The 26,602-nt window shown below is 69.3% G+C and carries 24 protein-coding genes, 1 tRNA gene and 1 pseudogene; 22 read left to right on the top strand and 4 right to left on the bottom strand.

The window, feature by feature from the left end; translation table 11 throughout:
- The first annotated feature begins 379 nt into the window (after positions 1-379).
- From SACMADRAFT_RS20270 to SACMADRAFT_RS31450, 9 genes and pseudogenes are all read left to right on the top strand, one after another.
- Positions 380-1,195 (top strand): hypothetical protein, encoded by an 816-nt coding sequence (locus tag SACMADRAFT_RS20270; protein WP_009155710.1) that lies wholly within the window; start codon positions 380-382, stop codon positions 1,193-1,195.
- Positions 1,188-2,108 (top strand): DNA methyltransferase, encoded by a 921-nt coding sequence (locus SACMADRAFT_RS20265; protein ID WP_009155709.1) that lies wholly within the window; start codon positions 1,188-1,190, stop codon positions 2,106-2,108. Before SACMADRAFT_RS20270 ends, SACMADRAFT_RS20265 begins: the two co-directional genes overlap by 8 nt.
- Positions 2,109-2,236: 128 nt before the next feature.
- Positions 2,237-2,989, top strand: coding sequence for a recombinase family protein (locus SACMADRAFT_RS31035; RefSeq protein ID WP_009155708.1), 753 nt, complete (start codon positions 2,237-2,239; stop codon positions 2,987-2,989).
- Positions 2,986-4,236 (top strand): DNA-methyltransferase, encoded by a 1,251-nt coding sequence (locus SACMADRAFT_RS20255; protein WP_009155707.1) that lies wholly within the window; start codon positions 2,986-2,988, stop codon positions 4,234-4,236. The genes SACMADRAFT_RS31035 and SACMADRAFT_RS20255 overlap by 4 nt, the downstream gene beginning before the upstream one ends.
- Entirely contained in the window at positions 4,233-5,276 is a 1,044-nt protein-coding gene (locus SACMADRAFT_RS20250) for a DNA-methyltransferase (protein ID WP_009155706.1), read from the top strand. Before SACMADRAFT_RS20255 ends, SACMADRAFT_RS20250 begins: the two co-directional genes overlap by 4 nt.
- Positions 5,273-6,649: a DNA-methyltransferase gene (locus tag SACMADRAFT_RS31030; protein WP_009155705.1), complete on the top strand. Its 1,377-nt coding sequence runs from the start codon at positions 5,273-5,275 to the stop codon at positions 6,647-6,649. The genes SACMADRAFT_RS20250 and SACMADRAFT_RS31030 overlap by 4 nt, the downstream gene beginning before the upstream one ends.
- A 186-nt stretch (positions 6,650-6,835) precedes the next feature.
- On the top strand, positions 6,836-7,369 hold the full coding sequence (locus SACMADRAFT_RS20240; RefSeq protein ID WP_009155704.1) for a hypothetical protein: 534 nt from the start codon (positions 6,836-6,838) through the stop codon (positions 7,367-7,369).
- A 3-nt stretch (positions 7,370-7,372) separates the two neighbouring features.
- Positions 7,373-7,573: a hypothetical protein gene (locus SACMADRAFT_RS20235; protein ID WP_040925793.1), complete on the top strand. Its 201-nt coding sequence runs from the start codon at positions 7,373-7,375 to the stop codon at positions 7,571-7,573.
- Positions 7,525-8,547, top strand: a pseudogene (locus SACMADRAFT_RS31450) (recombinase family protein); the annotation flags it as partial. The gene SACMADRAFT_RS20235 and the pseudogene SACMADRAFT_RS31450, both read left to right, overlap by 49 nt.
- 898 nt (positions 8,548-9,445) lie before the next feature.
- Here SACMADRAFT_RS31450 and SACMADRAFT_RS20220 read toward each other — a convergent pair.
- A tRNA-Arg gene (locus SACMADRAFT_RS20220) sits at positions 9,446-9,518 on the bottom strand.
- Between the two features lie 224 nt (positions 9,519-9,742).
- Between SACMADRAFT_RS20220 and SACMADRAFT_RS20215 the strand changes: the two genes are divergently transcribed.
- A complete protein-coding gene (locus SACMADRAFT_RS20215; RefSeq protein WP_009155703.1) occupies positions 9,743-10,663 on the top strand; it encodes a cation diffusion facilitator family transporter in 921 nt (306 codons plus the stop codon).
- Between the two features lie 6 nt (positions 10,664-10,669).
- On the opposite strand, the gene SACMADRAFT_RS20210 is transcribed toward SACMADRAFT_RS20215, so the two are convergent.
- Both SACMADRAFT_RS20210 and SACMADRAFT_RS20205 read right to left on the bottom strand, forming a co-directional pair.
- On the bottom strand, positions 10,670-11,389 hold the full coding sequence (locus SACMADRAFT_RS20210) for a DUF305 domain-containing protein (protein WP_009155702.1): 720 nt from the start codon (positions 11,387-11,389) through the stop codon (positions 10,670-10,672).
- Positions 11,390-11,392: 3 nt separating this feature from the next.
- On the bottom strand, positions 11,393-12,226 hold the full coding sequence (locus SACMADRAFT_RS20205; RefSeq protein WP_009155701.1) for a DUF3105 domain-containing protein: 834 nt from the start codon (positions 12,224-12,226) through the stop codon (positions 11,393-11,395).
- Between the two features lie 101 nt (positions 12,227-12,327).
- On the opposite strand from SACMADRAFT_RS20205, the gene argS reads away from it, so the two are divergent.
- The 9 genes from argS (at position 12,328) to prmC (ending at position 23,760) form a co-directional block, all read left to right on the top strand.
- Complete coding sequence (gene argS, locus SACMADRAFT_RS20200) at positions 12,328-13,983, top strand: arginine--tRNA ligase (RefSeq protein ID WP_040926641.1); 1,656 nt, start codon at positions 12,328-12,330, stop codon at positions 13,981-13,983.
- Between the two features lie 19 nt (positions 13,984-14,002).
- The gene (lysA, locus tag SACMADRAFT_RS20195) at positions 14,003-15,442 is read left to right on the top strand and encodes a diaminopimelate decarboxylase (protein WP_009155699.1); all 1,440 of its coding nucleotides are present in this window, start codon (positions 14,003-14,005) and stop codon (positions 15,440-15,442) included.
- Between the two features lie 221 nt (positions 15,443-15,663).
- The gene (locus tag SACMADRAFT_RS20190; protein WP_009155698.1) at positions 15,664-16,983 is read left to right on the top strand and encodes a homoserine dehydrogenase; all 1,320 of its coding nucleotides are present in this window, start codon (positions 15,664-15,666) and stop codon (positions 16,981-16,983) included.
- Entirely contained in the window at positions 16,980-18,062 is a 1,083-nt protein-coding gene (thrC, locus tag SACMADRAFT_RS20185) for a threonine synthase (RefSeq protein WP_009155697.1), read from the top strand. The genes SACMADRAFT_RS20190 and thrC overlap by 4 nt, the downstream gene beginning before the upstream one ends.
- Positions 18,059-18,955 carry a homoserine kinase gene (thrB, locus tag SACMADRAFT_RS20180; RefSeq protein WP_009155696.1) on the top strand — a complete coding sequence of 299 codons (897 nt, stop codon included), beginning with the start codon at positions 18,059-18,061 and terminating at the stop codon, positions 18,953-18,955. Before thrC ends, thrB begins: the two co-directional genes overlap by 4 nt.
- 321 nt (positions 18,956-19,276) lie before the next feature.
- The gene (gene rho, locus SACMADRAFT_RS20175; protein WP_009155695.1) at positions 19,277-21,238 is read left to right on the top strand and encodes a transcription termination factor Rho; all 1,962 of its coding nucleotides are present in this window, start codon (positions 19,277-19,279) and stop codon (positions 21,236-21,238) included.
- Between the two features lie 133 nt (positions 21,239-21,371).
- Positions 21,372-21,602, top strand: a complete 231-nt coding sequence (gene rpmE, locus SACMADRAFT_RS20170; protein ID WP_009155694.1) for a 50S ribosomal protein L31 — start codon at positions 21,372-21,374, stop codon at positions 21,600-21,602.
- Between the two features lie 96 nt (positions 21,603-21,698).
- Complete coding sequence (gene prfA / locus SACMADRAFT_RS20165; RefSeq protein ID WP_009155693.1) at positions 21,699-22,769, top strand: peptide chain release factor 1; 1,071 nt, start codon at positions 21,699-21,701, stop codon at positions 22,767-22,769.
- 127 nt (positions 22,770-22,896) lie between these two features.
- Entirely contained in the window at positions 22,897-23,760 is an 864-nt protein-coding gene (gene prmC, locus SACMADRAFT_RS20160) for a peptide chain release factor N(5)-glutamine methyltransferase (RefSeq protein ID WP_009155692.1), read from the top strand.
- Here the strand turns inward: prmC and SACMADRAFT_RS20155 are convergent.
- Positions 23,757-24,122 (bottom strand): hypothetical protein, encoded by a 366-nt coding sequence (locus SACMADRAFT_RS20155; protein ID WP_009155691.1) that lies wholly within the window; start codon positions 24,120-24,122, stop codon positions 23,757-23,759. The two genes, prmC and SACMADRAFT_RS20155, sit on opposite strands and share 4 nt — an antisense overlap.
- Positions 24,123-24,222: 100 nt before the next feature.
- On the opposite strand from SACMADRAFT_RS20155, the gene SACMADRAFT_RS20150 reads away from it, so the two are divergent.
- From SACMADRAFT_RS20150 to SACMADRAFT_RS20140, 3 genes are all read left to right on the top strand, one after another.
- Positions 24,223-24,873 carry an L-threonylcarbamoyladenylate synthase gene (locus SACMADRAFT_RS20150; RefSeq protein WP_009155690.1) on the top strand — a complete coding sequence of 217 codons (651 nt, stop codon included), beginning with the start codon at positions 24,223-24,225 and terminating at the stop codon, positions 24,871-24,873.
- 70 nt (positions 24,874-24,943) lie between these two features.
- Entirely contained in the window at positions 24,944-26,107 is a 1,164-nt protein-coding gene (locus SACMADRAFT_RS20145; RefSeq protein WP_009155689.1) for a glycosyltransferase family 4 protein, read from the top strand.
- Positions 26,104-26,571, top strand: coding sequence for a hypothetical protein (locus tag SACMADRAFT_RS20140; protein WP_009155688.1), 468 nt, complete (start codon positions 26,104-26,106; stop codon positions 26,569-26,571). The genes SACMADRAFT_RS20145 and SACMADRAFT_RS20140 overlap by 4 nt, the downstream gene beginning before the upstream one ends.
- Positions 26,572-26,602 lie beyond the last annotated feature (31 nt).

The following is a 26,602-nucleotide window of genomic DNA, read 5'->3' as shown; positions in this document are numbered from 1 at the left end:
ACGGCAAGTCAATCCGCACGGTGTCGTGCTCGAATACTTCCGGACGCTGGGAAAGCGTCGGTGTATTCGGACTCGCGTCTGGATGCGTGGGTCGCCGGGCTTCGGGAGTTCGGAAAAAACTTGGGCGAGCGGTGTCGAAAAACGGCCTCAAAACCGGCTTCTTGGGGTGACTTGGCAGACCACGCCGATCACACCGCGAGGAAGGCCACCGATGACTTCAACACCGCATCCCGAGCCCGGACGCCGTCACCGCCGCGTGCCACATCGCGACACGGCGAGCCCCCGCCGTGGCCGGCACCGCGCGCCACGGACCACACCTGCTACCGCAGCTGCCCGGCGTCCACGTCCGGCGACGTTCTGGTCGTTCGCCGACGCGGAGATGCTGCCCGGTACCGCACTGCTTCCCGGCTGGCTCGGACGCACGATCGTCACCCTCGTGACGACCTACACCCGCCCCGGCGACCGCGTCCTTCTGCTCACGCCGCCGCCATCCCCGCGCGCTCCTCAGCACGCGGCCGGCAACGCCCGCAGCGCCGAGGCGTACGCCGGTCTCGCCGAGGCGGTCTGGACCGTCGCTCGGCTCGGCCGTGGCGCCGACACCGCGACCACGGCACCCGCCTCCGACGATCCGGCCGAGCACACCGACTCCTCCCGCCGCGCCGCATCCGAGTCGGCGTCGCGACCCCGACTCGGTCGGCTCGGGCTGCACCCGGTACCCGAACCGCACCCCGACTCCGCACGCCCTCGGCATCGCGACGGAGACGGACCGCGCGGTGGCTTCGACCTGATCATCACCGCGCTCGATCCGCACGCCACCGACTGGCTCGCACGCACCGACTGGGACGCCCTGCTCACCCCGCGCGGCCTCCTCGCAACAGTCACACACAGTGATAGCCGCGATGGTTGGCTGCGCGATCCGCACGCGACTGTGCTGAACACACTGGGTAGTCGGGGGTTGCGGTGTCTCGATCACATCGCCGTGCTCACCGCGCCCGTACCGGACACGCCGGACTGCCTCACAACCGCCGACCGGATGGGCACCGCAGTGTCTGCGCCGGACTTCTCGCCGCGCGCGGTCGATGCCACGGCGCCGCCGCTGCGCGCGGTGCACCACGACCTCGTTCTGCTCGGGCGGATGGCGTCGGACGCGACGGACGACGGTGCCCTCGACGCGAAGGAGACCTCGGATGTCTAAGCGCACCGGCACGCAGCTCCCCCGCCCGGCGGGGGAGCGGTCCGAAGGCCCGGTTGTGTCGTCGGTGTGGTCGACCGGGACCGACAGTCTGACGGCCCAGCTGAACGAGGGCGGCTACCACGAGGCCACCGGCGCCGACCCTGCCCTGATGGCCCCGGCGATCGCGCGCTACGCCATCGCGGCGCTGACCCGGCCCGGTGATGTCGTGCTCGATCCCGACTGCGGAGCGGGCACCACGATCGTCGAAGCGCTGCGGGCCGGGCGGCACGCGATCGGCTTGACTGGGCAGCGCCGGTGGTGGCGCTTGGCGCGCGCCAACGTCACCGCGACGAAGGCGCGCGGGGTGTTCGTCGACGGCATGGTCCTCGTCCTTGACCGACGCCCTGGAACGGCCGTCGCCGCGGCCACGGCCGGGCTGACCGGGCGGATCGATCTCCTCCTGACGACCCTGCGACCCGGTCCGGTTGGCGACCTCGATGGTGCGCTGGAGAGGTTGCACGGGCTGCTTGCGCAATACCGGCCGCTGCTGCGTCCGGGCGGGCACGTGGTCATCACCAGTGCCCCGCAGCGCCACCCCGTGCGGTACGACCTGCTCGACGTTCCCAGCCGGATCGCGGCGGTCGCTACCGCGGCCGGGCTGGCACCGGTCGCGCGGTGTGTGGCGCTGACCGCCACGGTGCGACGAGGCCGCACGTACACCCGCGCCACCCTCGCTCAGCGGCGCGCCGCCACCCGAGCCGAACGTGCTCTCGGACATCCGGTCGCACTGCCAGCGCACCACACTGCGCTCGTGTTCCGGTCCGATCCCGAGGCCAGTAACCCGGCTCTGACCCAGCCCACCCCGGCGCTGCCTTGGCCGCTTGGACAGCACCGGAGCGAACGCGGAACACAGCCGACGTCGGCCGCCGCCTGAGCGCACGTCCGCACACCCGGCACCCGTCCCTGCGCAGCCTGGCGCGGGCCGACGCACCGCGCGGCTCACGAGCTGGCCGCGCCCACTGTTTCCAACATCCACACCGCTCGCACGAAGGAGAGAATCCCATGGACCTCACCCCGGAGCCGGGTCACCGCCCGCGCCGAGTCTCACGCCGGAACGATCCCGTGCTGTACCCCGCGTTGAAGTATCGTGCGCAGGAACCCGAAACGCCGGGCCGGTGGCAGCGGGTGCGCGAATATCTGGCCGATTGCCTGACCGCGCCGTACGAGGACGACGACTGGCGCCTATATGGCGATCTGGCTGTCCGGAGGTACCAGCGCGAGCTGGCCTGGCGGTCGCGTTCGACACTTCGGCGGCGCACCCGTGACGGCTGGTGGCTCGGCGCCGCGCCCTACGGTTACGCCCTGGAACACCACTGGGCAGAGCCTGAGGCTGGTCGTGCGGGCTGGCGCCACCGGCTGAGGGTCGATGAGTTGCGCGCGCCGGTCGTGCCGCTGATCTTCGCCTGGTATCTGCACGACAGGCTCAGCGAGCGCGGCATCGTTCGGCTCCTGCATGAGCAGGAGCACCCTTTACCTGTCGACCCCGTCACCGGCCGGGCGCGGGAGTGGAGTCCGGCGGTCGTGCGCACCATCCTGAACAACCCCGCGTACCTCGGGTATGTCGTCCGGGATCGCACGCTGCGTGGCGTGGAGCAGCCGCCTGAATGCTGGACGTGGTCGCAGCAACGGTGTCACCAGGCGCTGGTCGAACCGGCCGTGTTCTGGGCGGTCTACAACAGCCGGTTCCGCTGGATTCCGGCGCAACCGGACACCGACACCACCGGGTTCGCCGACGACGGTCGGGAGGCGGCGTGACCCAGCATCCGACGGGCACCGTCTACTACCGCGACGAGACGGTCACGCTGTACACCGGCGACGCCACCGCCACCCTCGCTAGCCTGGCGGAGAAGTCGGTGGACTGCGTGGTCACCAGCCCGCCCTATTGGGGGCTGCGCGACTACGGGACCGGAACCTGGGTCGGCGGCGATCCCGATTGCGCGCACCTGGCCGCGACCGGACGCGGCGGCAACATTCCCCAGTCCAAACACCCCGGTCTTTCCTATCCCGCGTCCGCGGCGCATCGCGGTGGCGTTCCGCAGCGCTGCCGCCGGTGCGGCGCATACCGCAAGGACGACCAGCACGGCCTGGAGGCGACCCCGCAGGACTACGTCGACCGGCTGCGAGAGGTCTTCACGCAGTTGTACCGTGTCCTGTCCGACACCGGCACGGTGTGGCTGAACCTGGGCGACTCGTACTCCGCCGAACCGCCTGGCCGCACCGGGGACGCGATGCGGGCGAGCACCCTGTCCGGCCGCAGTGCGGCGGCGCCGTTGCGGGAATCGGTGCGCCAGGCCGGGGTGCCACGCACGCGGAGCCTGCCGCGGAAGAACCTGGTCGGGATGCCGTGGCGGGTCGCGTTCGCGTTGCAGGCCGACGGCTGGATTCTGCGTAACGCGATCGTGTGGCACAAACCCAACGCCATGCCCGAATCCGTGCGCGACCGGGTCTCCAACCGGTACGAGATGCTGTTCCTGCTGACCAAACAGCAGAAGTACTTCTTCGACCTCGATCCGATCCGCGAACCACTCGCACGTCCCGAGGCGGTCGGGGAGGGCATCGTGATCGGCGGCGCGCACAAGGGCCGCCTCGGCGGGATCGATGCGACCGCGCGCCGCCGCGGACACAGCGTGTACGGCAAATACCGGGATGCCGATCCGTTCGCCGGGAAAGCACCGGGGGACGCGATGCGCCCGACCGGGGCGCGGCACACCGCCGCGCATGCTCGGGGCAAGAATCCCGGGGACGTCTGGTCGATCGCCACCCGACCGTTGCGGGAGGCGCACTTCGCCGCGTTCCCGGTCGACATCCCGCTGCGCTGCATCGCCGCCGGATGCCCCGACGGCGGGGTGGTGCTCGACCCGTTCAGCGGCGCCGCCACCACCGGCCTGGCCGCACGCCAGCTCGGCCGCTCCTACCTCGGAATCGACCTCAACCCGGAGTTCCACGACATCGGCATGCGCCGCCTCGGCTTGTCCGAGCAGGACACTGGGAGGGCCGCATGACCGTATCCGCTGCAAGTCCCCGTGAGGACGACGCTGTCACGCTGGTGACCGCCGACGCCGAAGCCGGAATCCGAAACCTGGCCGAGGATTCGGTGGACTGTTTGGTCACCAGCCCGCCCTACTGGCGGCTGCGCGACTACGCCCCCGACACCTGGACCGGTGGCCGTCCCGGCTGCCGACACCGCCCGGCCAGCCTCCGCGACGCGGGTGCCGGGCGGTGGCGGTGCCGAGACTGCGGGGCCCGGCGCGAGCATCCGCAGATCGGGCTGGAACCGACCGCGGACGACTACATCGAGACTCTGCGCGCGATGTTCGCTGCGGCCCGGCGCGTGCTCACCCCGCGGGCCACGGTGTGGCTCAACCTGGGTGACAGCTACTCCACCAACTCCGACGGCTACTGGTGCGGCGCTCCCGGTCAGGCCGGCCAGCCGCACTACCGGCCACGAGCGGACGTGCCGCACAAGAATCTGCTCGGCATGCCATGGCGGCTGGCCTTCGCTTTGCAGGATGACGGGTGGATCTTGCGGTCGGCGATCGTGTGGCACAAGCCCCATGCCACGCCCACTCCGATCTCCGATCGGCTCGCGACTCGGCACGAGATGCTCTTCCTGTTCGTCACGCAGCCGGACTACTACTTCGACCTCGATGCGATCCGGCAGCCCTACAGCGGCGACCGTGCCCTGTCCCGCCGCGCCCACCACGGCGGCACCAAGCCGAATACTGCCCGCGGAACCTGGCCCCGCACACCCGCAGACGGGCAGCGGGGTCGCAATCCCGGCAACGTGTGGACCATCCCGCCCGACCGCACTGGTGCCGGGCATCCCGCGCCGTCGCCGGTGGAGATCCCGCGCCGGTGCATCGCGGCCGGATGCCCGCCCGGCGGGCACGTCCTCGACCCGTTCAGCGGCGGCGGAACCACCGGCGTCGCCGCTCGCGCGCTCGGCCGGCGTTTCACCGGCATCGACACCAACGCCGCCTACCACGACCTCGCATTCCGGCGCATCAACGCAGCCGGCCCGGACGCAGGAGGGCCGCAATGATCGACGACGCCACCACCTTTGTCGAACCGGAGATCATCCACGGCGACGCCCACGACCTTCCGGTCCCGGACGCCAGTGTCGATCTGGTGATCACCAGCCCGCCCTACTTCGGGCTGCGGACCTACCGCGATAGCGACACCGCCTACCGCGGACAGCTCGGTGCCGAAGACACCCCGAGTGCCTATCTCGAGAACCTGATCGCCTGCACCCGCGAGATGATCCGCGCCCTCAAACCGTCCGGGTCAATCTTCATCAACCTCGGCGACAAATACTCCGGCCACACCAAAGGCAGCGGCACAGGCCGCGCGTCGAGCGGAACCCGCAGCGCCACGCGCGTCCCGGACGGCGGCAACCCGCATAGTTACGCCGTGCCGGCGAAGTCGCTGATCGGCCTGCCCTGGCGCTACGCCCTGCGCTGCATCGACGATCTCGGGCTGATTCTGCGCGCCGAGATCATCTGGTCCAAACCCCACGGACTGCCCGAGTCCGTACGCGACCGGGTCCGCCGCAGCCACGAAACCTGGTTCCACTTCACGCTCAACCCGCGCTACTACAGCGCCCTCGACACCATCAGGCTCCCGCACTCCGCGTCGAGTCTCGCTCGTGTGGCACCGCACCGATCCGATCCTGGCCGCGCGGCACGCGACGGCCGGTACTACCCGGGTGCGGAACAACAAACTCTGAAACGACGGCAGATGTTGCACCCGCACGGCCGCCTGCCCGGATCGGTATGGGAGATCGCACCGCAACCCCTGCGGGTGCCTCCGCACTTGGGCATCGCGCACCATGCGTCGTTTCCGGTGGAGTGGCCTCGGCGACTCGTCCTCGGGTGGTCGCCACGACGCGTCTGTACTGCGTGCGGGCATGGCCGCCGCCGGGTTCCGGTCGCCTTCGGCCTGGACACCTCCAGGCCGCAGACGCGGCGGGCGCTGGAACTGGTGCGCGAGCACGGCCTGACCGAGGCACACCTGTCCGCGCTGCGAGCCGCGGGACTGAGTGACACGCCCCGTGCCCTCGACACCCAGGGCCGTACGGCCGTGCCCGAGCATCCTGGTAGGGAGCTTGTGGTCGAGGCGCGGACCGCGCTGGGCGGTTACGCCCGCGAGTTCCTGTTGTCGCGGGCCACCGAGTTCGCCGACGCCTGCGACTGCGCCGACACGAGCGCGGCCAGCGTTCCCGGTGTGGTGCTCGATCCCTTTGGTGGCACCGGAACCACCGCCTTGGCCGCCGCCGTGCACGGTCGGCGCGCCATCTCGCTGGATGCCAGCCGCGACTACTGTCGCCTCGCCACCTGGCGCGTCCACGACCCCCGCCAGCAAGCACGAGCCCGCGGCACTCACCAGGCACCGGAACCGGTTTCACGCGCCGCGTGACACCCGGGGCCGGTGTGACGTGGACGACAGGCGGGGCCCACTCGTTCGGGGCCTCCGTTTTTCGCCGATCGACGCTACGATCCCAGGCCCGCACCACCCAGCAGGACGCTCTGACCAGCTGGTTTGCGCTGAACGACAGGTGCTTGCACGTGGCGCGGGACGAGGAGACCAGGAGGCACGATTCCCATGTCCGCCCCAGCAGCGACCACGGCCACCGACGGGATCACCGCCGCCGCGTCCGAGCCGATCAGGACGGTGTTCTACGGACGCAAGAACAGGACCGACACGATCGCCCTGCGCCTCCTACGCCAGCAGTACCAGCTGTGCGAGCGGGTGTTCCGTTCCCGCGTGGTGATCACACACTGCTTCTACGACCTGCCCGCCGACGTGGACCCGGCGACGCTGCACGATGCGGGACTACCCCGACGCGAAGGCGGGTGGCGCGAGCTGGCCGCGTCCCTGTCCACACCGGAACCGGGCTACGACCTGATCGTCTCCGAGAAGGCGGAGCGGCTGTCGCGCGATCCGTTCGAGATTCTGGATCGCGAACGCCTCGCCGCGCAGCACTGCGTCCCGATCGCCTACGCGACCGAGCCCTGGAACCCGGTCTTGGAGATGCTGCCGCAGGCGCGTGCACTCACCGCGCTCCTCCGCCGCCGCGTCCTGGGCGCCAGCTATTTCACGATCGGAAACCTCTACATGAGCGGACAAGGGGTGTGAGCGTTGGCAGGCGAATACGAACGCCGCGACGACGCCACCGGACGTCTGGCTCCTGACGAACCACCGGAACTGGTCGCCGAAATCCGCACTGTGGAGGGAATCGAGGCTCAGCGACTGGCCGCGGAACAAGCACGAGTGTTGTGGGAGGTGACACAATGGCAGGCCCGGAACAAGTCCGCGCATGGGCTGGACGACGCAGCGTAGGACGCGCGCGAAGCCCCTACAGCGCAGCGGCAGCGGGCGGCGAGCCGATCGCCGCCACGCAGCCCACTCTGCTGCGGTTCGCGTGGCTGGGCCGAGTGTCCACTCGCGACATGCAAGACCCCACACTGTCTTTGCCGCGTCAGCTCGGTTCATCGCAGCGCGCGCTGCCCGAGGACGGACTGATCGTCGCGCACTTCTACGACGTCGAATCCGGGCGCATGGACCTCGACGCCCGCGGCGGTGGGCACGCGCATGAACAGTTCGACATTCCGATCACCCGTGACGGCGGCATCCAAGACCTGCTCGCCGAGGCCGAACGTCCCGATCGGCGATTCGACTACGTCATCTGCGAGTCCATCGAACGGACCGCCCGACACATGTACTACGGCACCACCATCGAGCACCGCCTGGAGCGTGCCGGGGTGCGTCTGCTCGCGGCCGATGAGCCCTTTCAACTGGCCACAGTGGACGGTCGCAAGCCGAAGGTCGCCACCTCGTTGCTGACCCGCCGGGTCAAGCAGAGCATTTCCGAGTTCTACGTCGTCGACATGCTGGAGAAGTCCTGGGACGGCTTCGCGATCCACACCGAGGCGGGATACAACGTCGGGAAACCGTGCTACGGCTACCGCGCCCGCCACGTCCCGCACCCGGTCCCCGCCAAGCGCGCCAAGGGTGTCAAGAAGACGTTCCTCGACCTCGACCCCGCGCAGGCACCCGCCGTCCGCATGGCATACCACTGGCGCATCACCGAACGCCTCGGCTACCAGGCCATCGCGGACCGGCTCAACCTCGATCCTGCAACCTATCCACCGCCGGTACCCGTCGACCCGAAGCGCTCCGTCGGCCGCTGGACCTATTCGAACGTGCGCGACATCCTCACCAACCCCAAGTACACCGGGCACATGGTCTGGAACCGCAAGGGCCGCAAGTCCCGCGGCAACCGCGCCAACCCCATCGAGGAATGGATCTGGTCCGCGCAACCCGTTCACGAACCGCTCGTCAGTTTGGAGGACTGGCTCAAAGCCCAGGACATCAGCGGACACCGCTTCGGTTCCCGCAGCACCAGCAACACCAACGTCAAGCATCCCCAGACCAAACGCTCGTACCTGCTGCGCACCTACCTGTTCCACGGTGACTGCGGCCGGCGCATGAACGGCAAGACCCGCCGTGGCCACGCCTACTACGTGTGCGAACCGAAAAAGGGATACGTCCCCGACGGCCACCCCACTGCCGGGAGCTTCTGGATTCGCGAAGACGCGATCGTCGACAAACTCAACGAGTTCCTCTCCACCCACATCTTCGGCACATACCGCCGCAACCTGCTCGACAGCACGGTCCGAGACCTCGGCGCAGCCGCCCAACGGGAACGAGAACAACGCCTCGCCGCCCTGCGACGCGAGATCGACGACACCACACGGATGATCAAGAACCTCGTCCGCAACTTCTCCCGTATCGACACGCCGACCGAGGACTTCGTGCGCGACATCAACGAGGAACGCGCCGAACTTCACCAGCGTAAGACCCAACTTGAAGCCCAGCTCGCCGAAGCCGAGGAGGCCAACCAGCAGGCACCCAATCCCGACCTGCTCGACACCTTGCCCACGGGCGAGGTCCGGATCGAAGAACTACCCGAAGACACCGCTCGGCGACTGTTCGAAGCCCTCCGGCTCGAACTCCACTACCACAAGGACACCAACCAGGTCAAGTGCACGGTCACCCTGGCCGGAACGACACTGCCAGCGACCCGCCAGGCCGCTGACGAGGCCGTCATCCTGCCGTTCGACCGAGAGCAGCGACTCAACCAGCGCAAACACAACAACGAGAACAAGGAGGGTGCCATGGCTAGCACCTCTCCCGTTCCCATCCTTGGAGTGCCCCCGGCAGGATTCGAACCTGCGACACCTGCCTCCGGAGGGCAGTGCTCTATCCACTGAGCTACGAGGGCCCATCGCTGCGCGACCAGTGCAGCTTAGCGCATCACCCGTGGCCTCCCATGGGTGGGCCCGGGTTTGGTCACCACACCTTAAGGGCGTATGTGTGTGCTGTTCCTCCCGCGCTCGGGTATGCCAGCAGTAGGGTCGGTAGGCCAGCCTCACCTGTGTTGCACTTATGCGCATACCACTATATGTTCCCCGGTGGGGCCGTCGAACCTACGAAGGAGGCGAGGCGATGGGCCACGGCCACGGGCACGGGCACCTGCCTGCGGCGGGCAGCGCATCAGGGCGCTACGTCCGCCAACTGGCCGCCGCATTGGTCATCGGAGCCGCGTTTCTGACACTCGAGCTGGTCGTCGGTCTGGCGACCTCCTCGCTGGCGCTGATCTCCGACGCCGCACACATGCTCACCGACGTGCTCGGCGTCGGCATGGCGCTGACCGCGGTCCTGCTCGCCCGCCGCAGTGGCCCCACGCTCAACCGCACGTTCGGCATGTACCGCGCCGAGGTGCTCGCCGCGCTCGGCAACGCGGTGTTGCTGTTCGGCGTCGCCGGATACGTCACCTTCGAGGCCGTCACCAGGATCGGCGACCCGCCTGCCGTCCCGGGACTTCCGGTGCTACTGGTCGCCGTCGCGGGCATGTGCGCCAACGTGGTCGCCTTCCTGTTGCTGCGTCACGGCGCGAGAGAGAGCCTCAACGTCAGGGGCGCCTACCTCGAGGTCATCGCCGACCTGATCGGCTCGCTTGGGGTGTTGATCAGCGGCGCTGTCACGCTGCTCACCGGCTGGCGCTACGCGGACCCCATCGCCGGTGTCGCCATCGGGTTGTTCGTGCTCCCGCGCACCGTGATACTGGCCCGCAGGGCGTTGCGCATTCTCTTCCAGCACGCGCCGCACGGGGTGGACGTCGGCGCGCTGAACGCCGAACTCGCACGCCTGCCAGGTGTCGAGGACGTCCACGATCTGCACGTCTGGACACTGACCTCGGGCATGGAGGTGGCCTCGGCGCACCTGACCGTGCACGCGGAGACCGACACGTCCGCCGTGCTGGCCGCCGCGCAGAAGCTGCTCTTGACGGGCTACTCGATCGAGCACGCCACGTTGCAGGTCGAGCCCAGGGAATCGGCCCGCCGCTGCGCGCAACTGTCCTGGTGAGCCCGCTCAGGGGAACGGCAGCGGCCTCGCTCCGCGCTCGGCGAGCAGCTGCCGCATCAGCTCCATCTCCGCACCCTGCGACCTGAGCATGCTGTCGGCGAGCGTGCGTACAGCGGGGACGTCGGCGTGGTCGTAGGCGTACCGCGCCATGTCGGTCCCACCCTGGTGGTGGCGCAGCATCAACTGCAGGAAGTACACGTCCAGTTCCTTGCCGGACAACGAACGCAGCTTGGCCAGCTCGTCACTGGTGGCCATACCCGGCATGGGTGCACCGGAGGCACTGCCGGAGGCCGCACCGTGCCCACCGTGCCCCTGCGGCTGCTCCATCCAGGTCATCGGCTCACCCAACAGGTCCTCGGGCTGGTCCCACAGCATCAGCCAGCCCTTCATCCGCCCGACCTGCTCGAGCTGGGTGCTGCCGATGTCGAAGGCGAGCTGGGCGATCTTGCTGTCGGTGCTGCGGTCGCGTGCCACGTTGGCCATGGTCACCGCCTGCAGGTGGTGCATCGACATGTCCTGCGCGAAGCCGACCTCCACCGACCCCGCGGCGGGCGCGGGCGCCTGCTCGGACTGCCTGGCCTGCGTGATCAGCATCCCGACCGTGGCGCCGACCAGCAGCACGGCGAGTGTCGCCGCGCCGAAGATCACCACACGTGACCACGTGGTGGTGCCCGCCGACGACCCGTCGTCTCCGGTCTCGGTGTCCTGCGGCTGCGTCGAGGTCACAGCTCAGCTTCCCGCTGGCGAGCCCGGCTGCTGCTGGCCGCTGCCCATGCTGTCCTGCGCGGCGCCCTCGGTGCCCTGGTAGTCCATGGGCTTGGCGTCCGGGCCCGGCGGCTGCGGGTTGAACGGCGGCGGGTTGGCGACGTCGAACTGCTGGGAGTCGCAGGTGGCCCCCACCTCGGGATAGGTGTTGGCATTGCGTCGCAGCGCGGCGATGAACTGGTCGATGCGCTCGTCCTCCGCGCTGTCGACCTTGAGCTGGTGACCCCACGACTGCAGCGAGATGGGGGAGTCGAGGCCGGGGTAGGGCGACATCATCATGAAGGGCTTGCCGTCCACCCGCAGCCGGAGCTGCTCCAGCGCCTCGCCCTTGATCCGGTCGGGGTCGTAGGCGATCCACACGGCGCCGTGCTCCAGCGAGTGCACCATGTTCTCGCTGCGCACGGCGTTGGGGTACACCACGCCGGAACAGGTCGCCCAGATGCCGTCGTGCGGGCCGCCGAACGGCGGGTTCTTGTCGTAGGCGACGCGCTCGGTCGGCAGCACGTGGGCGCCGCCCTCGTACTTCTCGGTGATCACACCCTGGATGCCCTTCGAAGGGTCGGGGTTGCGCTCCGAGGGCGTGAACGACGCCGCGGCGGCCTCCTCCCGCGCGCGCTGTTCCCGCTTGTCGCCGGAGGCGACGTAGTAGTAGCCGAAGACGCCCACCGCGAGCAGCAGAATGGCGATGACGGAGATGATCGTGCCCCACGGGGTGTGCTTCTTGGCGACCACCGAACCGCGGGCCGCCTTGACGGCACTCGACTTGGAGGTGCCTTTTCTCTTCGTGCCGCTGGCCATGGCTCCTGCGTTCCGTCCGAGGGATATGCCGCCTACACAGTGTAGGGACCGGCCATGTGGTCGGTGTCAACGCCCGCCGCCGCGGCACATACACTCGCCTGGTGACCCCCGCTGCTCTCGCTGACCAGGTTCGTTCGTCCGCCACGAAGGTGCTACGGGCGCGCGGCGTCGATGCCGACGTCCTGCCCGGCACCGTCACGGTCGAGCGACCGCGCAACCCTGAGCACGGAGACTACGCCACCAACCTGGCGCTGCAAGTGGCGAAGCGGGCGGGGCTGCGGCCGCGCGAACTGGCGCAGGCGTTGGCGGAGGAACTGGCACTGGCCGACGGGATCGCCTCGGCCGAGGTGGCAGGCCCCGGTTTCGTCAACGTCCGGCTCGCCGCCGATGCGCAGGGCCGGCTCGTGCGCGACGTGCTCGCGGCAGGCGAGCGCTACGGCCGTGGCGAGGAACTGGTGGGCAAGAAGATCAACCTGGAGTTCGTCTCGGCCAACCCCACCGGCCCGATCCACCTCGGCGGCACCCGCTGGGCGGCGGTCGGCGACGCCCTCGGCAGGCTGCTGTCCGCGCAGGGCGCCGAGGTCACCCGCGAGTACTACATCAACGACGCGGGCGCGCAGATCGACCGCTTCGCCCGGTCGCTGATCGCTTCCGCGCTCGGCGAACCCGTCCCGGAGGACGGTTATGCGGGCAGCTACATCGACGACATCGCCGCCGAGATCCTGCGCAAGGAACCGAACGCGCTCTCGCTGCCGCAGCAGCAGCGGCACGCGACGTTTCGCCGTCTCGGCGTTGAGCTGATGCTGCAGGAGATCCAGCGCAGCCTGCACCAGTTCGGGACCGACTTCGACGTCTACTTCTCGGAGAGTTCGCTGCACCACTCGGGCGCGGTCACCGGGGTCGTCGAGGAGTTGAAGGGCGCGGGCAGCCTGTACCTCGATGCGGACGCGTGGTGGCTGCGCTCCACCGAGCACGGCGACGACAAGGACCGCGTGGTGATCAAACGCGACGGCACGCCCGCCTACATCGCTGCCGACATCGCATACCTGCGCGACAAGATCGACCGTGGCTTCGACCTGTGCGTGTACATGCTCGGTGCCGACCACCACGGCTACATCGCCCGACTCAAGGCCGCCGCGGCGGCGCTCGGGCACAGCCCCGACACCGTCGAGGTGCTGATCGGCCAGATGGTCAACCTCATCAGCGGCGGTAAGCCGGTGCGGATGAGCAAGCGGGCAGGCAACGTCGTCACCCTCGACGACCTCGTTGAGGCGGTCGGAGTCGACGCCGCACGCTACGAGTTGTCGCGTTACTCGGTCGATTCCGTGGTGGACATCGACCTGGACCTGCTGCGCAAGCACACCAACGACAACCCGGTGTTCTACGTGCAGTACGCCCATGCCCGGTTGGCCTCGCTGCAGCGCAACGCGGCCGAGTTGGGCCTTGACACGAGGGCGGACGCCGATGTCAGCCTGCTGACCCACCCAAGGGAAGGGGACCTCATCCGCACCATCGGTGAGTTCCCCACCGTGCTGAGGAAGGCGGCGGGGCTGCGCGAACCGCACCGCGTCGCCCGCTACCTGGAGTCGCTCGCGTCGGCGTACCACAAGTTCTACGACGTGGCGCGGGTGCTTCCACAGGGCGACGAGGAAGCGACCCCGCTCACCTACGCCCGCCTGGCACTGTGCGAAGCCACCCGCCAGGTGCTCGCCAACGGACTCTCGCTGCTCGGGGTCAGCGCCCCGGAACGGATGTAGCGTAAAGGAAACGCGGTAAATGTGCGCACACCCGGCGGGGCCGCGGCACGCGGAGGTTCACCCGCACGCACCACAGTCAGGTCTACCACCGTCTACCTCGGAAGAACTGGATCGGCTGTACCCGAAGGTATGGCCCCGCAACGCCTTTCGGGCCCCGGACGGCGTCGTGCGGATCGCCGGCGTCGACGTCCGTGAGCTGGTACGTACTTACGGCACACCGGTTTTCGTCATCGACGAGGCCGATTTCAAGGCGCGTTGCGCGGAGTACGCCGAGGCTTTCGACGATCCGGCGCTGGTGCACTACGCGGCGAAGGCGTTCCTGTGCACCGAGGTGGCGCGCTGGGTCAAGAACCAGGGGCTGAGCCTGGACGTGAGCAGCGGCGGGGAGTTGGCCATCGCTTTGCGTGCCGACTTCCCACCGGAGCGGATCGCGTTCCACGGCAACAACAAGTCGGTCGAGGAACTCCAGAACGCCGTCGACGCCGGGGTCGGGCTGATCGTGCTCGACTCCTTCTACGAGATCGCGCGGCTCGCCGAGGTCGCCGCGAGCCGCGACGTCGTGCAACCCGTGCTGGTGCGCGTGACCGTCGGTGTCGAGGCACACACGCACGAGTTCATCGCGACCGCCCACGAGGATCAGAAGTTCGGGTTCTCGCTGGCGGCCGGTGACGCGGCCGAGGCCGTGCGCAGGGTGCTCAACACGCCGTCGTTGCGGCTGGTCGGTCTGCACAGCCACATCGGCTCGCAGATCTTCGACGCGGACGGCTTCGAGGTCGCCGCGCGCAGGGTCATCGGCCTGATCGCCGACCTGCGTAAGGAGCACGGCCCCGAGCTGACCGAACAGCTGTCCACCGTCGACCTCGGCGGCGGCTTCGGCATCGCCTACACCGAGCGGGACAACCCACCGCCGCCCGCGCAGATGATCACACAGATCAGGGAGATCGTCCGCAAGGAATGCGAGTTCGCCGACCTGCCTGTGCCGCGCATCGCGGGCGAGCCCGGCCGCGCGATCGCGGGGCCGGGAACGGTGACGCTGTACGAGGTGGGCACCATCAAGGACGTCTCGCTCGGCGACGACGCCGTTCGGCGGTTCGTCAGTGTCGACGGCGGGATGAGCGACAACATCCGCACCGCGCTCTACGGCGCGGCCTACGACTGCAGGCTGGTCTCCAGGGCCAGTGACGACGGCCAGCCGCAGGAGGTCGGCGCCGCGATGTCCAGGGTGGTGGGCAAGCACTGCGAGTCCGGCGACGTGGTCGTGCGGGACTGCTGGCTTCCCGACACGCTCGCGCCGGGCGACCTGCTGGCGGTGGCGGCCACGGGTGCCTACTGCTACTCGATGGCGAGCAACTACAACCGGCTGCCGCGGCCACCGGTGGTCGCCGTACGCAACGGCACGCACCGGCTGCTGCTGCGGCGGGAGACGTACGAGGACATGCTGCGCCTGGAGGTGCCGTGAGCGAGGATGGTGGGTTTGGCGCTCGCGGGCACCGACCGGGTGCGGGTGTCCCGCAAGACGCTGGAGGTGCCGTGAGCGAGGATGGTGGGTTTGGCGCTCGCGGGCACCGACCGGGTGCGGGTGTCCCGCAAGACGCTGGAGGTACCGTGAGCGAGGATGGTGGGTTTGGCGCTCGCGGGCACCGACCGGGTGCGGGTGTCCCGCAAGACGCTGGAGGTGCCGTGAGCGAGGGTGGTGGGGTTGCGGTGAGCAACCCGGTAAGAGTCGCGCTGCTCGGCTGCGGCACGGTGGGCAGCGAAGTGGTTCGCAGGCTCATCGAGGACAGCGAGGAGTTGGCGGCACGCGTCGGTGCGCCGATCGAGATCGCGGGTATCGCTGTTCGCCGCCCCGACAAGCATCCGGAGCTTCCGCAGCACCTGCTCACGGCGGACGCCGGTGAGCTCGTCGAGTCCGATGTGGACGTCGTCGTCGAGCTGATCGGCGGCATCGAGCCCGTGCGGGGCTGGCTACTGACCGCGCTGCGTAAGGGAAAGTCGGTCGTCACCGGCAACAAGGCACTGCTGTCGGAGTACGGCGCGGAACTGTCGGAGGCGGCGGACGCTTCCGGGGCCGACCTGTACTACGAGGCGGCCGTCGCGGGGGCGATCCCGCTGCTGCGGCCACTTCGGGAGTCGCTGGCAGGCGACCGGATCATGCGGGTGATGGGAATCGTCAACGGCACGACGAACTTCATCCTGTCCGCCATGGACTCAACCGGCGCCGGGTACGCCGAGACGCTGGACGAGGCGACCAGGCTCGGCTACGCCGAAGCCGATCCCAGCGCCGATGTGGACGGTTACGACGCGGCGGCCAAGGCGGCGATTCTCGCCTCGCTCGCCTTCCACAGCCGCGTCACGGCCGCCGACGTGCACCGCGAGGGCATCGCGGGCATCAACGCCTCCGACATCGCGGCCGCGAAGCTGTTCAACCGCACGGTGAAGCTGCTCGCCATCTGTGAGCGGGTGGTCGCCGACGACGGCACCGAGTCGGTCTCCGCGCGGGTGCATCCGGTGATGATCCCCCGCAGCCACCAACTCGCCGGGGTCGGTGGCGCGTTCAACGCCGTCTACGTGGAAGCGGAGGCGGCAGGGGAGCTGATGTTCTACGGCCAGGGCGCAGGTGGCGCTCCCACGTCGAGCGCGGTGCTCGGCGATCTCGTCGCCGCCGCACGCAACCGGGTCGCGGGCGGGCGCGGTCCGCGCGAGTCCGCGCACGCCGCGCTTCCGGTGCGGCCCATGGGGCAGACCCCGACGAGGTATCACGTGAGCCTCGACGTGGCCGACCGTCCCGGGGTGCTGGCGCAGATCGCGCAGGCGTTCGCCGTGCACGACGTGAGTATCGCCGCCGTGCGGCAGCGTGACCGGCTGTCGACTGCGAGCCTGGTGATCGTCACCCACCTCGCGCCCGACGCGGCGCTGCGAGCGACGGTGGAACAGATCGGCAAGCTGGACGTCGTTCGAGAGGTCGTCAGTGTGATGAGGGTGGAGGGCGAGGATTCGTGAGCACCGCCGAGGCGGCCTCCGCGCGGGCGGGTTGGCCTGGCATCATCCACGCCTACTCCACTCGTATCCCGATCCCGCAGGGCGCGGAGGTGGTCACGCTCGGGGAGGGCAACACCCCGCTGCTGCCTGCGCCGCACCTTTCGCAGCTGACCGGCAGCGACGTGTACCTGAAGGTCGAGGGCGCGAACCCCACCGGTTCCTTCAAGGACAGGGGCATGACCGTCGCGATCACCCACGCGCTCGCGAGCGGGCTGCGGGCGGTGATCTGTGCTTCCACGGGCAACACCTCGGCGTCCGCGTCGGCCTACGCCGCGAGGGCCGGGCTCACCAGTGCGGTGCTCGTGCCACAGGGCAAGATCGCGCTGGGCAAGATGGCACAGGCGGTGCTGCACGGCGCGCGGATCCTTCAGGTCGACGGCAACTTCGACGACTGCCTCGAACTCGCCCGCAAGACGGCGGCCGACTACCCGGTCACGCTGGTCAACTCGGTCAACCCGGTGCGGTTGGTTGGCCAGAAGACGGCGGCGTGGGAGATCTGCGACGTGCTCGGCGACGCACCCGACATCCACTGCCTGCCGGTGGGCAACGCGGGCAACATCACCGCATACTGGGCAGGCTACACCGAGTACGCCGCCGACGGGGTGGTGAGCAAGACGCCACGCATGTTCGGTTTCCAGGCCGAAGGCGCGGCCCCGCTGGTGCTGGGCGAGCCGGTGAAGAACCCCGAGACGATCGCCACCGCGATCCGTGTCGGCAGCCCGGCTTCGTGGGAGTCCGCCGTCAAGGCCCGCAACGCCAGCGGTGGGTTGTTCGACGCCGTCAGCGACGAGCGCATCCTGCGGGCATACCGGCTGCTCGCCCGCAAGGAAGGTGTGTTCGTGGAACCCGCTTCCGCCACCAGCGTCGCCGGATTGCTCGTCGCGGCCGCCGACGGGCGGGTGCCGAAGGGGTCGACGGTGGTGTGCACCGTCACAGGGCACGGGCTGAAGGACCCGGCCACGGCACTGGAGGGCAACGTGGAGGTGGAGCCACTCGCGGTGGACCCGAGGGCCGTCGCCGTCGCACTGGAGTTGTCGTGACCGCGGGGGCGCGCACCGTGACCGTGACGGTGCCTGCTTCGACGGCCAACCTCGGTCCCGGCTTCGACAGCTTCGGGATGGCGCTGGGCCTTCACGACGTGGTGGAGGTGCGCGTTGCCGACTCGGGCCCGCTGGTGGAGGTCGTCGACGCGGGTGCGGGCGACATGTCCGACGTGCCGACCGACGAGACACATCTGGTGTTCAGGGCGCTGCGCCGGGCCTGCGCGCACTTCGAACTGGACCTGCCTGAAGTGCGGTTGCGTTGCCGCAACGCGATCCCGCACGCCAGGGGCCTCGGTTCCTCGGCCGCGGCGGCGGTGGCCGGGATCGCCGCCGGGTACGCGCTCGCGGGCAAGGATGTCGACAACACCGCGCTGCAACTCGCCGCGGAGTTCGAGGGCCACGCCGACAACGCCGCCGCGAGCCTGTTCGGTGGGTTCGTCGTGGCGTGGCAGGAGGGCACGCGCTTCCACGCCGAACGGCTGCGGCCGCACCCGTCGATCCGGCCGGTCGTGGCCGTGCCCGCCGAGCGTTCCTCGACGGGGCAGACCAGGGGCCTGCTGCCGGAACGGGTCTCGCACACCGACGCCGCGTTCAACGTCGGGCGGGCGGCGCTGGCCGTGCACGCGCTCACGGCGCGGCCGGACCTGTTGCTGACGGCCACGGAGGACCGGCTGCACCAGGACTACCGCGCGCCCGCGTTCCCCGCGACCATCCGGCTGGTGCGGGCGCTGCGGCAGCGGGGGGTGGCCGCGGCGGTATCCGGGGCGGGACCGTCCGTGCTCGCCCTCACCACCACGGGAATACTTCCGGGGTCCGTCGATGTTTCAGATTTTGACGTCCTTGAACTGCCGGTCGATTCGGCCGGCGTGAGGATCGCCACGAGCGAGTAACGTGAGGCACGCCACGCAGGGGGTGGTTGTTGCACCACGACCTCGGGCGGTCTACCCTCGGGGGCGTTCGGTCACCGTGCATTTCCGCACCCGGTGCTGGTTCCGGATCTTTCCGGATCGGATCTTTCCGTTCGTTCTAGACGGGTTCCCGGTAGACACGGTGGTCGGCCCATTCCCGTGAAGGCGGCTCTGCCGCTTGTGTCCCGCACTCCGGCGTCGGACCCGTCTGCACTGGGAACCTCAGAAGCCGTCTCGCAATCGGACGCGGGCGGCGGTCCGCTGGTCCACCGTGGAGGCGTGGACCGGTCAGGAAGGACATGTGTGAGCAACACCGATCTTTTGAGCGGCGACGTGGAGGCCCAGGCCGCGAGCCAGGGTGAAGGGGAGCAGGCGCCGCAGGCCAACGGCACGGGTACGGCACCGAAGCGGCGGCCAGGGGGTCTCTCCGGCATGGTCATCGCCGACCTGCGCGCGCTGGCCGGTGAGCTCGGCATCACCGACACCACCGGAATGCGCAAGGGTGACCTCATCGCCGCTATTCGTGAACGCCAGGGCAAGACGAAGCGGGTGAAGGCAACGGCCAACGAAGGTAACGAGACGCTGCCACTCGACGGCGTCAGCGAGGCGCGGTCGGCAGGCAAGGCCGACACGGAGGCCAAGGGGGAGCAGAGCGAGCAGAGCCCCTCCCCACGGCAGGCCACGGGCGAGCGGTCGCAGCCGAGGGGTTCGGAGTCCGCCAAGGGCTCCGATTCGGCTCCCGCCGCCAAGCAGGGTGACTCCGTCACGGACACCAGGTCCGGCGACGGCCAGCAGGAGGAAGGCTCCGGTCGAAGCAGGCGCAGGCGCGGTTCCTCCAGGCAGAGCGCGGGCGCCGACGGCAACGCGGGGCAGCGCGCCGACGAGGAGTCCGGCCAGCAGGCCGAGCAGCGCGGTGACGCGCAGGGCGAGCAGCGCAAGCAGAGCGGCGGGCAGCGCGGTCAGCAGGGCAACGGTGCTCAGAGCGGGCAGGGTGGCCAGGGTGGTCAGAACGCCCAGGACGACGACGAGCGAGGCGGCCGCAGGGGTAGGCGGTTCCGCGATCGCCGCCGCCGCGGTGGCCGCGGTGAGGGCGGCGGTGGCGCCGACACCGAGATCCGCGAGGACGATGTGCTGCTTCCGGTGGCGGGAATCCTCGACGTACTCGACAACTACGCGTTCGTCCGCACCTCCGGATACCTGCCCGGACCCAACGACGTCTACGTGTCGCTGTCACTGGTGCGCAAGTACGGGCTGCGCAGGGGCGACGCCATCACCGGTGTGGTACGCCAGCCGAGGGAGGGCGAGCAGCAGCGGCAGAAGTTCAACCCGCTGGTGCGGGTGGACTCGATCAACGGGCTCGACCCCGAGGTCGCCAAGAAGCGGCCGGAGTTTCACAAACTGACCCCGCTGTACCCCAACGAGCGGCTCCGGCTGGAGACCGCGCCGAACAAGCTGACCACGCGCGTCATCGACCTGGTGATGCCGGTCGGCAAGGGGCAGCGCGCGCTGATCGTGTCCCCGCCGAAGGCGGGCAAGACCACGATCCTGCAAGACATCGCGAACGCGATCACAACGAACAATCCCGAGTGCCATCTGATGGTCGTGCTCGTCGACGAGCGGCCGGAAGAGGTCACCGACATGCAACGCTCGGTGAAGGGCGAGGTCATCGCCTCGACCTTCGACCGGCCGCCGTCGGACCACACTTCGGTGGCGGAACTGTCCATCGAGCGGGCCAAGCGCCTCGTGGAGATGGGGCACGACGTGGTGGTTCTGCTGGACTCGATCACCCGCCTCGGCCGTGCCTACAACCTGGCGGCGCCCGCTTCGGGTCGCATCCTCTCCGGTGGTGTGGACTCGACCGCGCTGTTCCCGCCGAAGCGGTTCCTCGGCGCGGCACGCAACATCGAGGACGGCGGCTCGCTGACGATCTTCGCCACCGCGATGGTGGAGACCGGTTCCACCGGCGACACCGTGATCTTCGAGGAGTTCAAGGGCACCGGCAACGCCGAGCTCAAGCTCGACCGCAAGATCTCCGAGCGCAGGGTGTTCCCTGCGGTGGACGTCAACCCGTCCGGCACCCGCAAGGAGGAGTTGCTGCTGTCGCCCGACGAGCTCGCGGTGACGCACAAGCTGCACAGGGTGCTGCACGCGCTGGACTCGCAGCAGGCCATCGACCTGTTGCTGGACCGCCTGCGCAAGACCAAGACCAACATCGAGTTCTTGATGCAGGTGTCCAAGACCGCGCCCGGCACGGACGACGACTGACCAGACGACCGACGACAGGAACAAGGGCGTGGGCGAGCGCGTTGAAATGCTCTGGCAGAATCGCCCGCGTTGACGTCCGGCACCGGTTCACCTTCCCGCGTGGAGGACCCGGCGGCCATCGAGAGAGGACACCATGAAGAGCGGTATTCACCCCGAGTACGTGGTCACCACCGTCACCTGTGGCTGTGGGAACACGTTCACGACCAGGAGCACCAAGGCTTCCGGCAACATCCAGGTCGAGATCTGCTCGAACTGCCACCCGTTCTACACCGGCAAGCAGAAGATCCTGGACACCGGCGGCCGGGTCGCACGGTTCGAGGCTCGCTACGGCAAGCGGCGGGGAAAGAGCAACGACGCCAAGTAGCTTCAACGGCGGCGCCCGATCCTGTCCCAGTCGGCAGGACGGGCGCCGTTTTTCGCGTTCGGACCCGGTCTTCACGAGAGGTAGCCAGAGGTAACCGTGGAATCATCTTCCCTGCGTGGGCTGCTCGACGAGTACGCCGAGCTGGAGCAGCAGCTGGCGGACCCGTCGGTGCACGCCGACCAGGCCCGCGCCCGCAAACTCGGGCGCCGCTACGCCGAGTTGGCTCCCGTGGTGAAGGCACTGAACGAGCTGGAGAGTGCCCGTTCCGACCTGGTGACGGCCAGGGAACTGGCGGCCGAGGACGAGGGCTTCGCACAGGAGGCGAGCCAGCTGCAGGAACGCGTTCCCGCTCTGGAGGCCAGGCTGACCGAACTGCTGCTGCCGCGTGACCCCCACGATTCCTCCGACGTCGTGCTGGAGGTCAAGTCCGGCGAAGGCGGTGAGGAGTCGGCCCTGTTCGCCGCCGATCTGGTGCGCATGTACCTGCGCTACGCGGAGCGGCAGGGCTGGAAGGTGGAGATCCTGGACGCCACCGAGTCCGATCTGGGTGGATACAAGGACGTGACGATCTCGGTCAAGGGCAGGGGCAACGAGGCCGACGGTGTGTGGTCGTGGCTGAAGTTCGAGGGCGGCGTGCATCGCGTGCAGCGGGTGCCCGCCACCGAGTCACAGGGCCGAATCCACACCTCGGCTGCGGGCGTGCTGGTCTACCCCGAACCGGAGGAGATCGAGGTCGAGATCGACCCGAACGAGCTGCGTATCGACGTGTTCCGTTCCTCCGGTCCTGGCGGGCAGAGCGTCAACACCACCGACTCCGCCGTGCGGGTGACACACCTGCCCACCGGGATCGTGGTGTCCTGCCAGAACGAGAAGTCGCAGATCCAGAACAGGGCGAGGGCCATCCAGGTGTTGCAGGCAAGGCTGCAGGCCATCGCGGAGGAGGCGGCCGCGGCCAAGGCGGCCGACGCTCGCCGTTCCCAGGTCCGCACCGTCGACCGCTCCGAGCGGGTGCGCACCTACAACTTCCCGGAGAACCGGATCTCCGATCATCGGGTCAACTACAAGGCCTACAACCTGGATCAGGTCCTCGACGGGGATCTCGACGGGGTGCTCGACGCGCTACGTGCCGCCGACAGGGAGGAGCGGTTGGCCGCCGCGCAGTCGTGATTCACCGCGTCGCTCGCGAGGCGGTCGCGTCCATTGCGCTCGCCCGGGATGCCCCGGCTGCGGCCCGCCGCCGCGTTCGCGGCGTAGGTACCCGGCGACGGATGGTAGTTGTGCCAGGCTTGAAGCCGTGAAGAGACAGCCCTTGCGACTGGCGATCCTGGAGGCGACCAGGATCCTCGAGCGGGCGGGCGTGGTTTCGGCGAGGACAGATGCGGAACTGATCGCCGCATATGTTCTCGGGGTCGAGCGCGGCAGGTTGCCGCTGGTGCCGCTGGTCGATCCGCCCGTCGTGGAGGCCATCGGCAGACTCGTCACCGAGCGTGCCAAACGGGTACCGCTGCAGCACCTCATCGGGTGGGCCGCGATCGGTGGGATAGCCGTCGATGTCGGGCCTGGCGTGTTCGTGCCACGGCCGGAAACCGAACTGCTGTTGGAGTGGGGGCTGAAGCTGCTCAGGGGCCGTGAGTACCCGGTGGTGGTGGATCTGTGCACCGGGTCGGGTGCGCTCGCGCTCGCGGTGGCACACGCGCGAGCGGACGCGGTCGTGTACGCGGTGGACAACGACCCCAACGCACTGGCGTGGGCCCGGCACAACGCCGAAGCTCGCCGCAGCGCGGGAGACACCCCGATCCGCCTCTACTCCGGCGACATCAGCGACCCCACGGTGTTCGCCGAACTGGACGGTCTTGTGGATCTGGTGCTGTGCAACCCGCCGTACGTTCCGGAAGGCACGCCCGTGCCGCCCGAGGTCGCCGACTACGACCCGCCGCAGGCGGTTTTCGCCGCGGAGGGCGGGCTTGCGGTGATCCGGCACGCGGTGTCAGCGGCGGCGAGACTGCTGCGGCCCGGCGGGGGTGTCGCGATCGAGCACGACGACACCCACGGCAAGGCCGTGCCGCCGTTGCTGCGGGCGCGCAGCGTGCTGACCGACGTCGTCGACCACGCCGATCTGGCGGGCAGGCCGCGGTTCGTGACCGCCGTGCGGGCCTAACGGGCGCCGAGCAGGATCCTGATCACCAGGAAGAACGGCAGCGCGAGCAGCGCCAGCTTCCAGAACTCCCACGGCCGCCCGCTCCTGCGCGAGATCAGCCAGGTCGCCAGCGCCGCCAGCACGGCGGGCACGATCATCCTCCCGACGAACTCGCCCGCGACCCGCGCCGAAGCAGGCAGGCCGCCCAGGACGGCGACGGCCACGAAGAAGTTCACCGGCACCCACACCAGCGCGGCCAGCAGTGTCTTGCCGAAGCCGGTCCGGTCCCCTGGTGCCTGTGGCGGCGCCTGCTCGGCGGGGTTCACCGGCGGCGCCACCGGCAGGTGCGGTGGAACCTGTTCAGGGTGCTGTGGATTGCTCATGGGGTGTATTCCTACCGCACTCGGCATGGGCCCGGTGCATCACTGCCGCCGGTTGCCACCGCCGCCGGTGCGGTCGGGTGCGGCTCGCTAAGCTTCGGCCATGAGCGCGGTGTACGACTGCGGTGAACCACGGACGAGGGCCGACGGCCTGCGGGCCGCTGCGGCGGCGGTGCGATCGGGCAGGCTGGTCGTGTTGCCGACCGACACCGTCTACGGGATCGGTACCGATGCCTTCGACGGCGTCGCGGTACGCGGGCTGCTGCAGGCCAAACACAGAGGCCCAGACATGCCCGTCGGCGTACTCGTCGGTTCCTGGTCCACAGTAGACGGACTGGCGCTCGGCGTCTCGAGGCAGGCTCGGATGCTCATCGAGGCGTTCTGGCCGGGGGATCTTTCCATCGTGCTGCCGCACGCGCCCAGCCTGAACTGGGACCTCGGCACCACGAGAGGAACGGTGATGCTGCGGATGCCGCTGCACCCGGTCGCGCTCGAACTGCTTCGCGAAGTGGGTCCGATGGCCGTCTCCAGCGCCAACGTCTCCGGTCAGCCGCCCGCTGCCACCGCGCAGCAGGCACTGGACCAACTCGGCGATTCCGTCGCGGTCTACCTCGACGGCGGCCCGAGCGGGGAACCCGTTCCGTCCACGATCGTCGATCTCACCGGTGAGCAGCCGGTGCTGCTGCGCGAGGGTGCGGTGAGCGCCGAGGCGGTTTCCGAGGTCCTCGGCGTCGAGGTCGGCCCCCGCTCGTGACCGTTTCCGGTAACGGTAGCGTTGCCCACCGTGATCCCGCAGAGTTCCTTCGGCAGGGGATGACACGTCCGTGACCCCCGTTGTGACCGCAGGCTTGCCCATCCGCGAGTACATCCTCGTCGGACTCGTCTCCGCGGCGTTGACCTTCCTGCTGACCGGCGTCGTGCGCCGCTTCGCGATCAAGGTCGGGGCGGTGGCCGTGCCACGCAAGCGCGACGTACACGTGCTGCCGATCCCGCGCATGGGCGGGCTTGCCATGTACTTCGGCGTGCTCGGCGGCATGGCGATGGCCCACCAGTTGCCGGTGCTGCGGCGAGCCTTCGAGTACTCCTACGACCCCGTCGCCGTGCTCGTCGGCGGTGGCGTGATCGTGCTGATCGGTGCGCTCGACGACCGCTTCGAACTCGACGCGTGGACCAAGCTCGCCGGGCAGGTGATGTGCGCGGGCATTCTCGTGCTGTTCGGCCTGCAGTGGGTGTCGTTCTGGGTGCCGTGGGGCGGTGACGCCGACGCGATCGGCCAGGTGATCATCCTCGACCGCAACCAGGGCGGCCTGCTGGCCGTGCTGCTGGTCGTGGTGATGGTCAACGCGATGAACTTCGTCGACGGCCTCGACGGGCTGGCCGGCGGCCTCGGCCTCATCGCCGCGGCCGCGACGCTGGCGTTCTCGCTGGGGCTGCTCGCCTCGTCCGGTGGCGACGTCGGCACCTACCCGCCCGCGCTGATCGCGGCGACCCTGGCAGGTGCCTGCCTCGGTTTCCTGCCGCACAACTTCCAGCCCGCGAAGATCTTCATGGGCGACTCCGGCTCGATGATGATCGGGTTGATGCTCGCGGCGGCCAGCACGTCGGCATCGGGCAAGATCCAGTACCAGTTGTTCGACGCCACCGACGTGGTCGCGTTGCTGTCGCCGCTTTTCGTGGTGGCCGCGGTGCTGTTCCTGCCGCTGCTCGACCTGGTGCTCGCCGTGGTGCGGCGCACCCGGCGTGGCGAGAGCCCGTTCGCCGCCGACAAGATGCACCTGCACCACCGGTTGCTCGAGATCGGCCACTCGCAGCGCAGGGCGGTGCTGCTCATCTATCTGTGGGCGGGGCTGCTGGCGTTCGGTGCGGTCGCGGCGACACTGTTCGACACCTGGGCGGTGTTCTGGCTCACGTGTGCCGGGTTGCTGGTGGCCGCGCTCATCTCGGCGGTCCCTAGACTGAAGTCCAGAAACCAGCAGGGAGCCCCATGACCAACGACAACTCCGGCGACAGCACAGACACCGGCAAGCCCAATCCGCACGCACAGCAGGTGCTCAGGCTCGCCGACGCGATGTTGCGCACGGCGCTGTGGCCCGCGGTCGCTGCTGTGGTGCTCGGGATGATCGTCGCGACCCTCCTCGTCGGGCTTCCCGGGCTGTTCGGCGCGGCGGTCGGAGGGGCGGTCGCGTTCGCGTCGTCGCTGGTCACGCTGTGGCTGATGCGCAAGACGTCGAACCTGGACCCGATGGCGGTCATGGCACTCGCGCTCGGCGGCTACATTCTCAAGCTGCTGGTGCTGCTGGGCGTGATGACGCTGTTGAAGGGCATCGACGCACTGCACCCCTACGCGGTCGCGTTCACCTTCCTCGCCGTGGTGCTGGTCTGGGCGGCGGCGGAGGCTGTCGCGTTCCGCCGTACGAAGATCCCCACGATCATCCCCGACTCCGGCGAGTAGGCAGCGGCACCGGTTAAGGAGTACGGGCGTA

Source organism: Saccharomonospora marina XMU15 (assembly GCF_000244955.1).
Classification (GTDB): domain Bacteria; phylum Actinomycetota; class Actinomycetes; order Mycobacteriales; family Pseudonocardiaceae; genus Saccharomonospora_A; species Saccharomonospora_A marina.
This window is presented reverse-complemented; position numbering and strand designations above follow the sequence as displayed.

Bases quoted from the DNA above. Each gene is read 5' to 3' on its own strand.
- SACMADRAFT_RS20140 (WP_009155688.1), top strand. From the start codon at position 26,104: ATGACCAACGACAACTCCGGCGACAGCACAGACACCGGCAAGCCCAAT.
- SACMADRAFT_RS20150 (WP_009155690.1), top strand. From the start codon at position 24,223: ATGAGCGCGGTGTACGACTGCGGTGAACCACGGACGAGGGCCGACGGC.
- SACMADRAFT_RS20270 (WP_009155710.1), top strand. From the start codon at position 380: ATGCTGCCCGGTACCGCACTGCTTCCCGGCTGGCTCGGACGCACGATC.
- SACMADRAFT_RS31035 (WP_009155708.1), top strand. From the start codon at position 2,237: ATGGACCTCACCCCGGAGCCGGGTCACCGCCCGCGCCGAGTCTCACGC.
- SACMADRAFT_RS20155 (WP_009155691.1), bottom strand. From the start codon at position 24,122: ATGAGCAATCCACAGCACCCTGAACAGGTTCCACCGCACCTGCCGGTG.
- SACMADRAFT_RS20265 (WP_009155709.1), top strand. From the start codon at position 1,188: ATGTCTAAGCGCACCGGCACGCAGCTCCCCCGCCCGGCGGGGGAGCGG.
- SACMADRAFT_RS20215 (WP_009155703.1), top strand. From the start codon at position 9,743: ATGGGCCACGGCCACGGGCACGGGCACCTGCCTGCGGCGGGCAGCGCA.
- SACMADRAFT_RS20205 (WP_009155701.1), bottom strand. From the start codon at position 12,226: ATGGCCAGCGGCACGAAGAGAAAAGGCACCTCCAAGTCGAGTGCCGTC.
- SACMADRAFT_RS20240 (WP_009155704.1), top strand. From the start codon at position 6,836: ATGTCCGCCCCAGCAGCGACCACGGCCACCGACGGGATCACCGCCGCC.
- SACMADRAFT_RS20250 (WP_009155706.1), top strand. From the start codon at position 4,233: ATGACCGTATCCGCTGCAAGTCCCCGTGAGGACGACGCTGTCACGCTG.
- SACMADRAFT_RS31030 (WP_009155705.1), top strand. From the start codon at position 5,273: ATGATCGACGACGCCACCACCTTTGTCGAACCGGAGATCATCCACGGC.
- rpmE (WP_009155694.1), top strand. From the start codon at position 21,372: ATGAAGAGCGGTATTCACCCCGAGTACGTGGTCACCACCGTCACCTGT.
- lysA (WP_009155699.1), top strand. From the start codon at position 14,003: ATGTGCGCACACCCGGCGGGGCCGCGGCACGCGGAGGTTCACCCGCAC.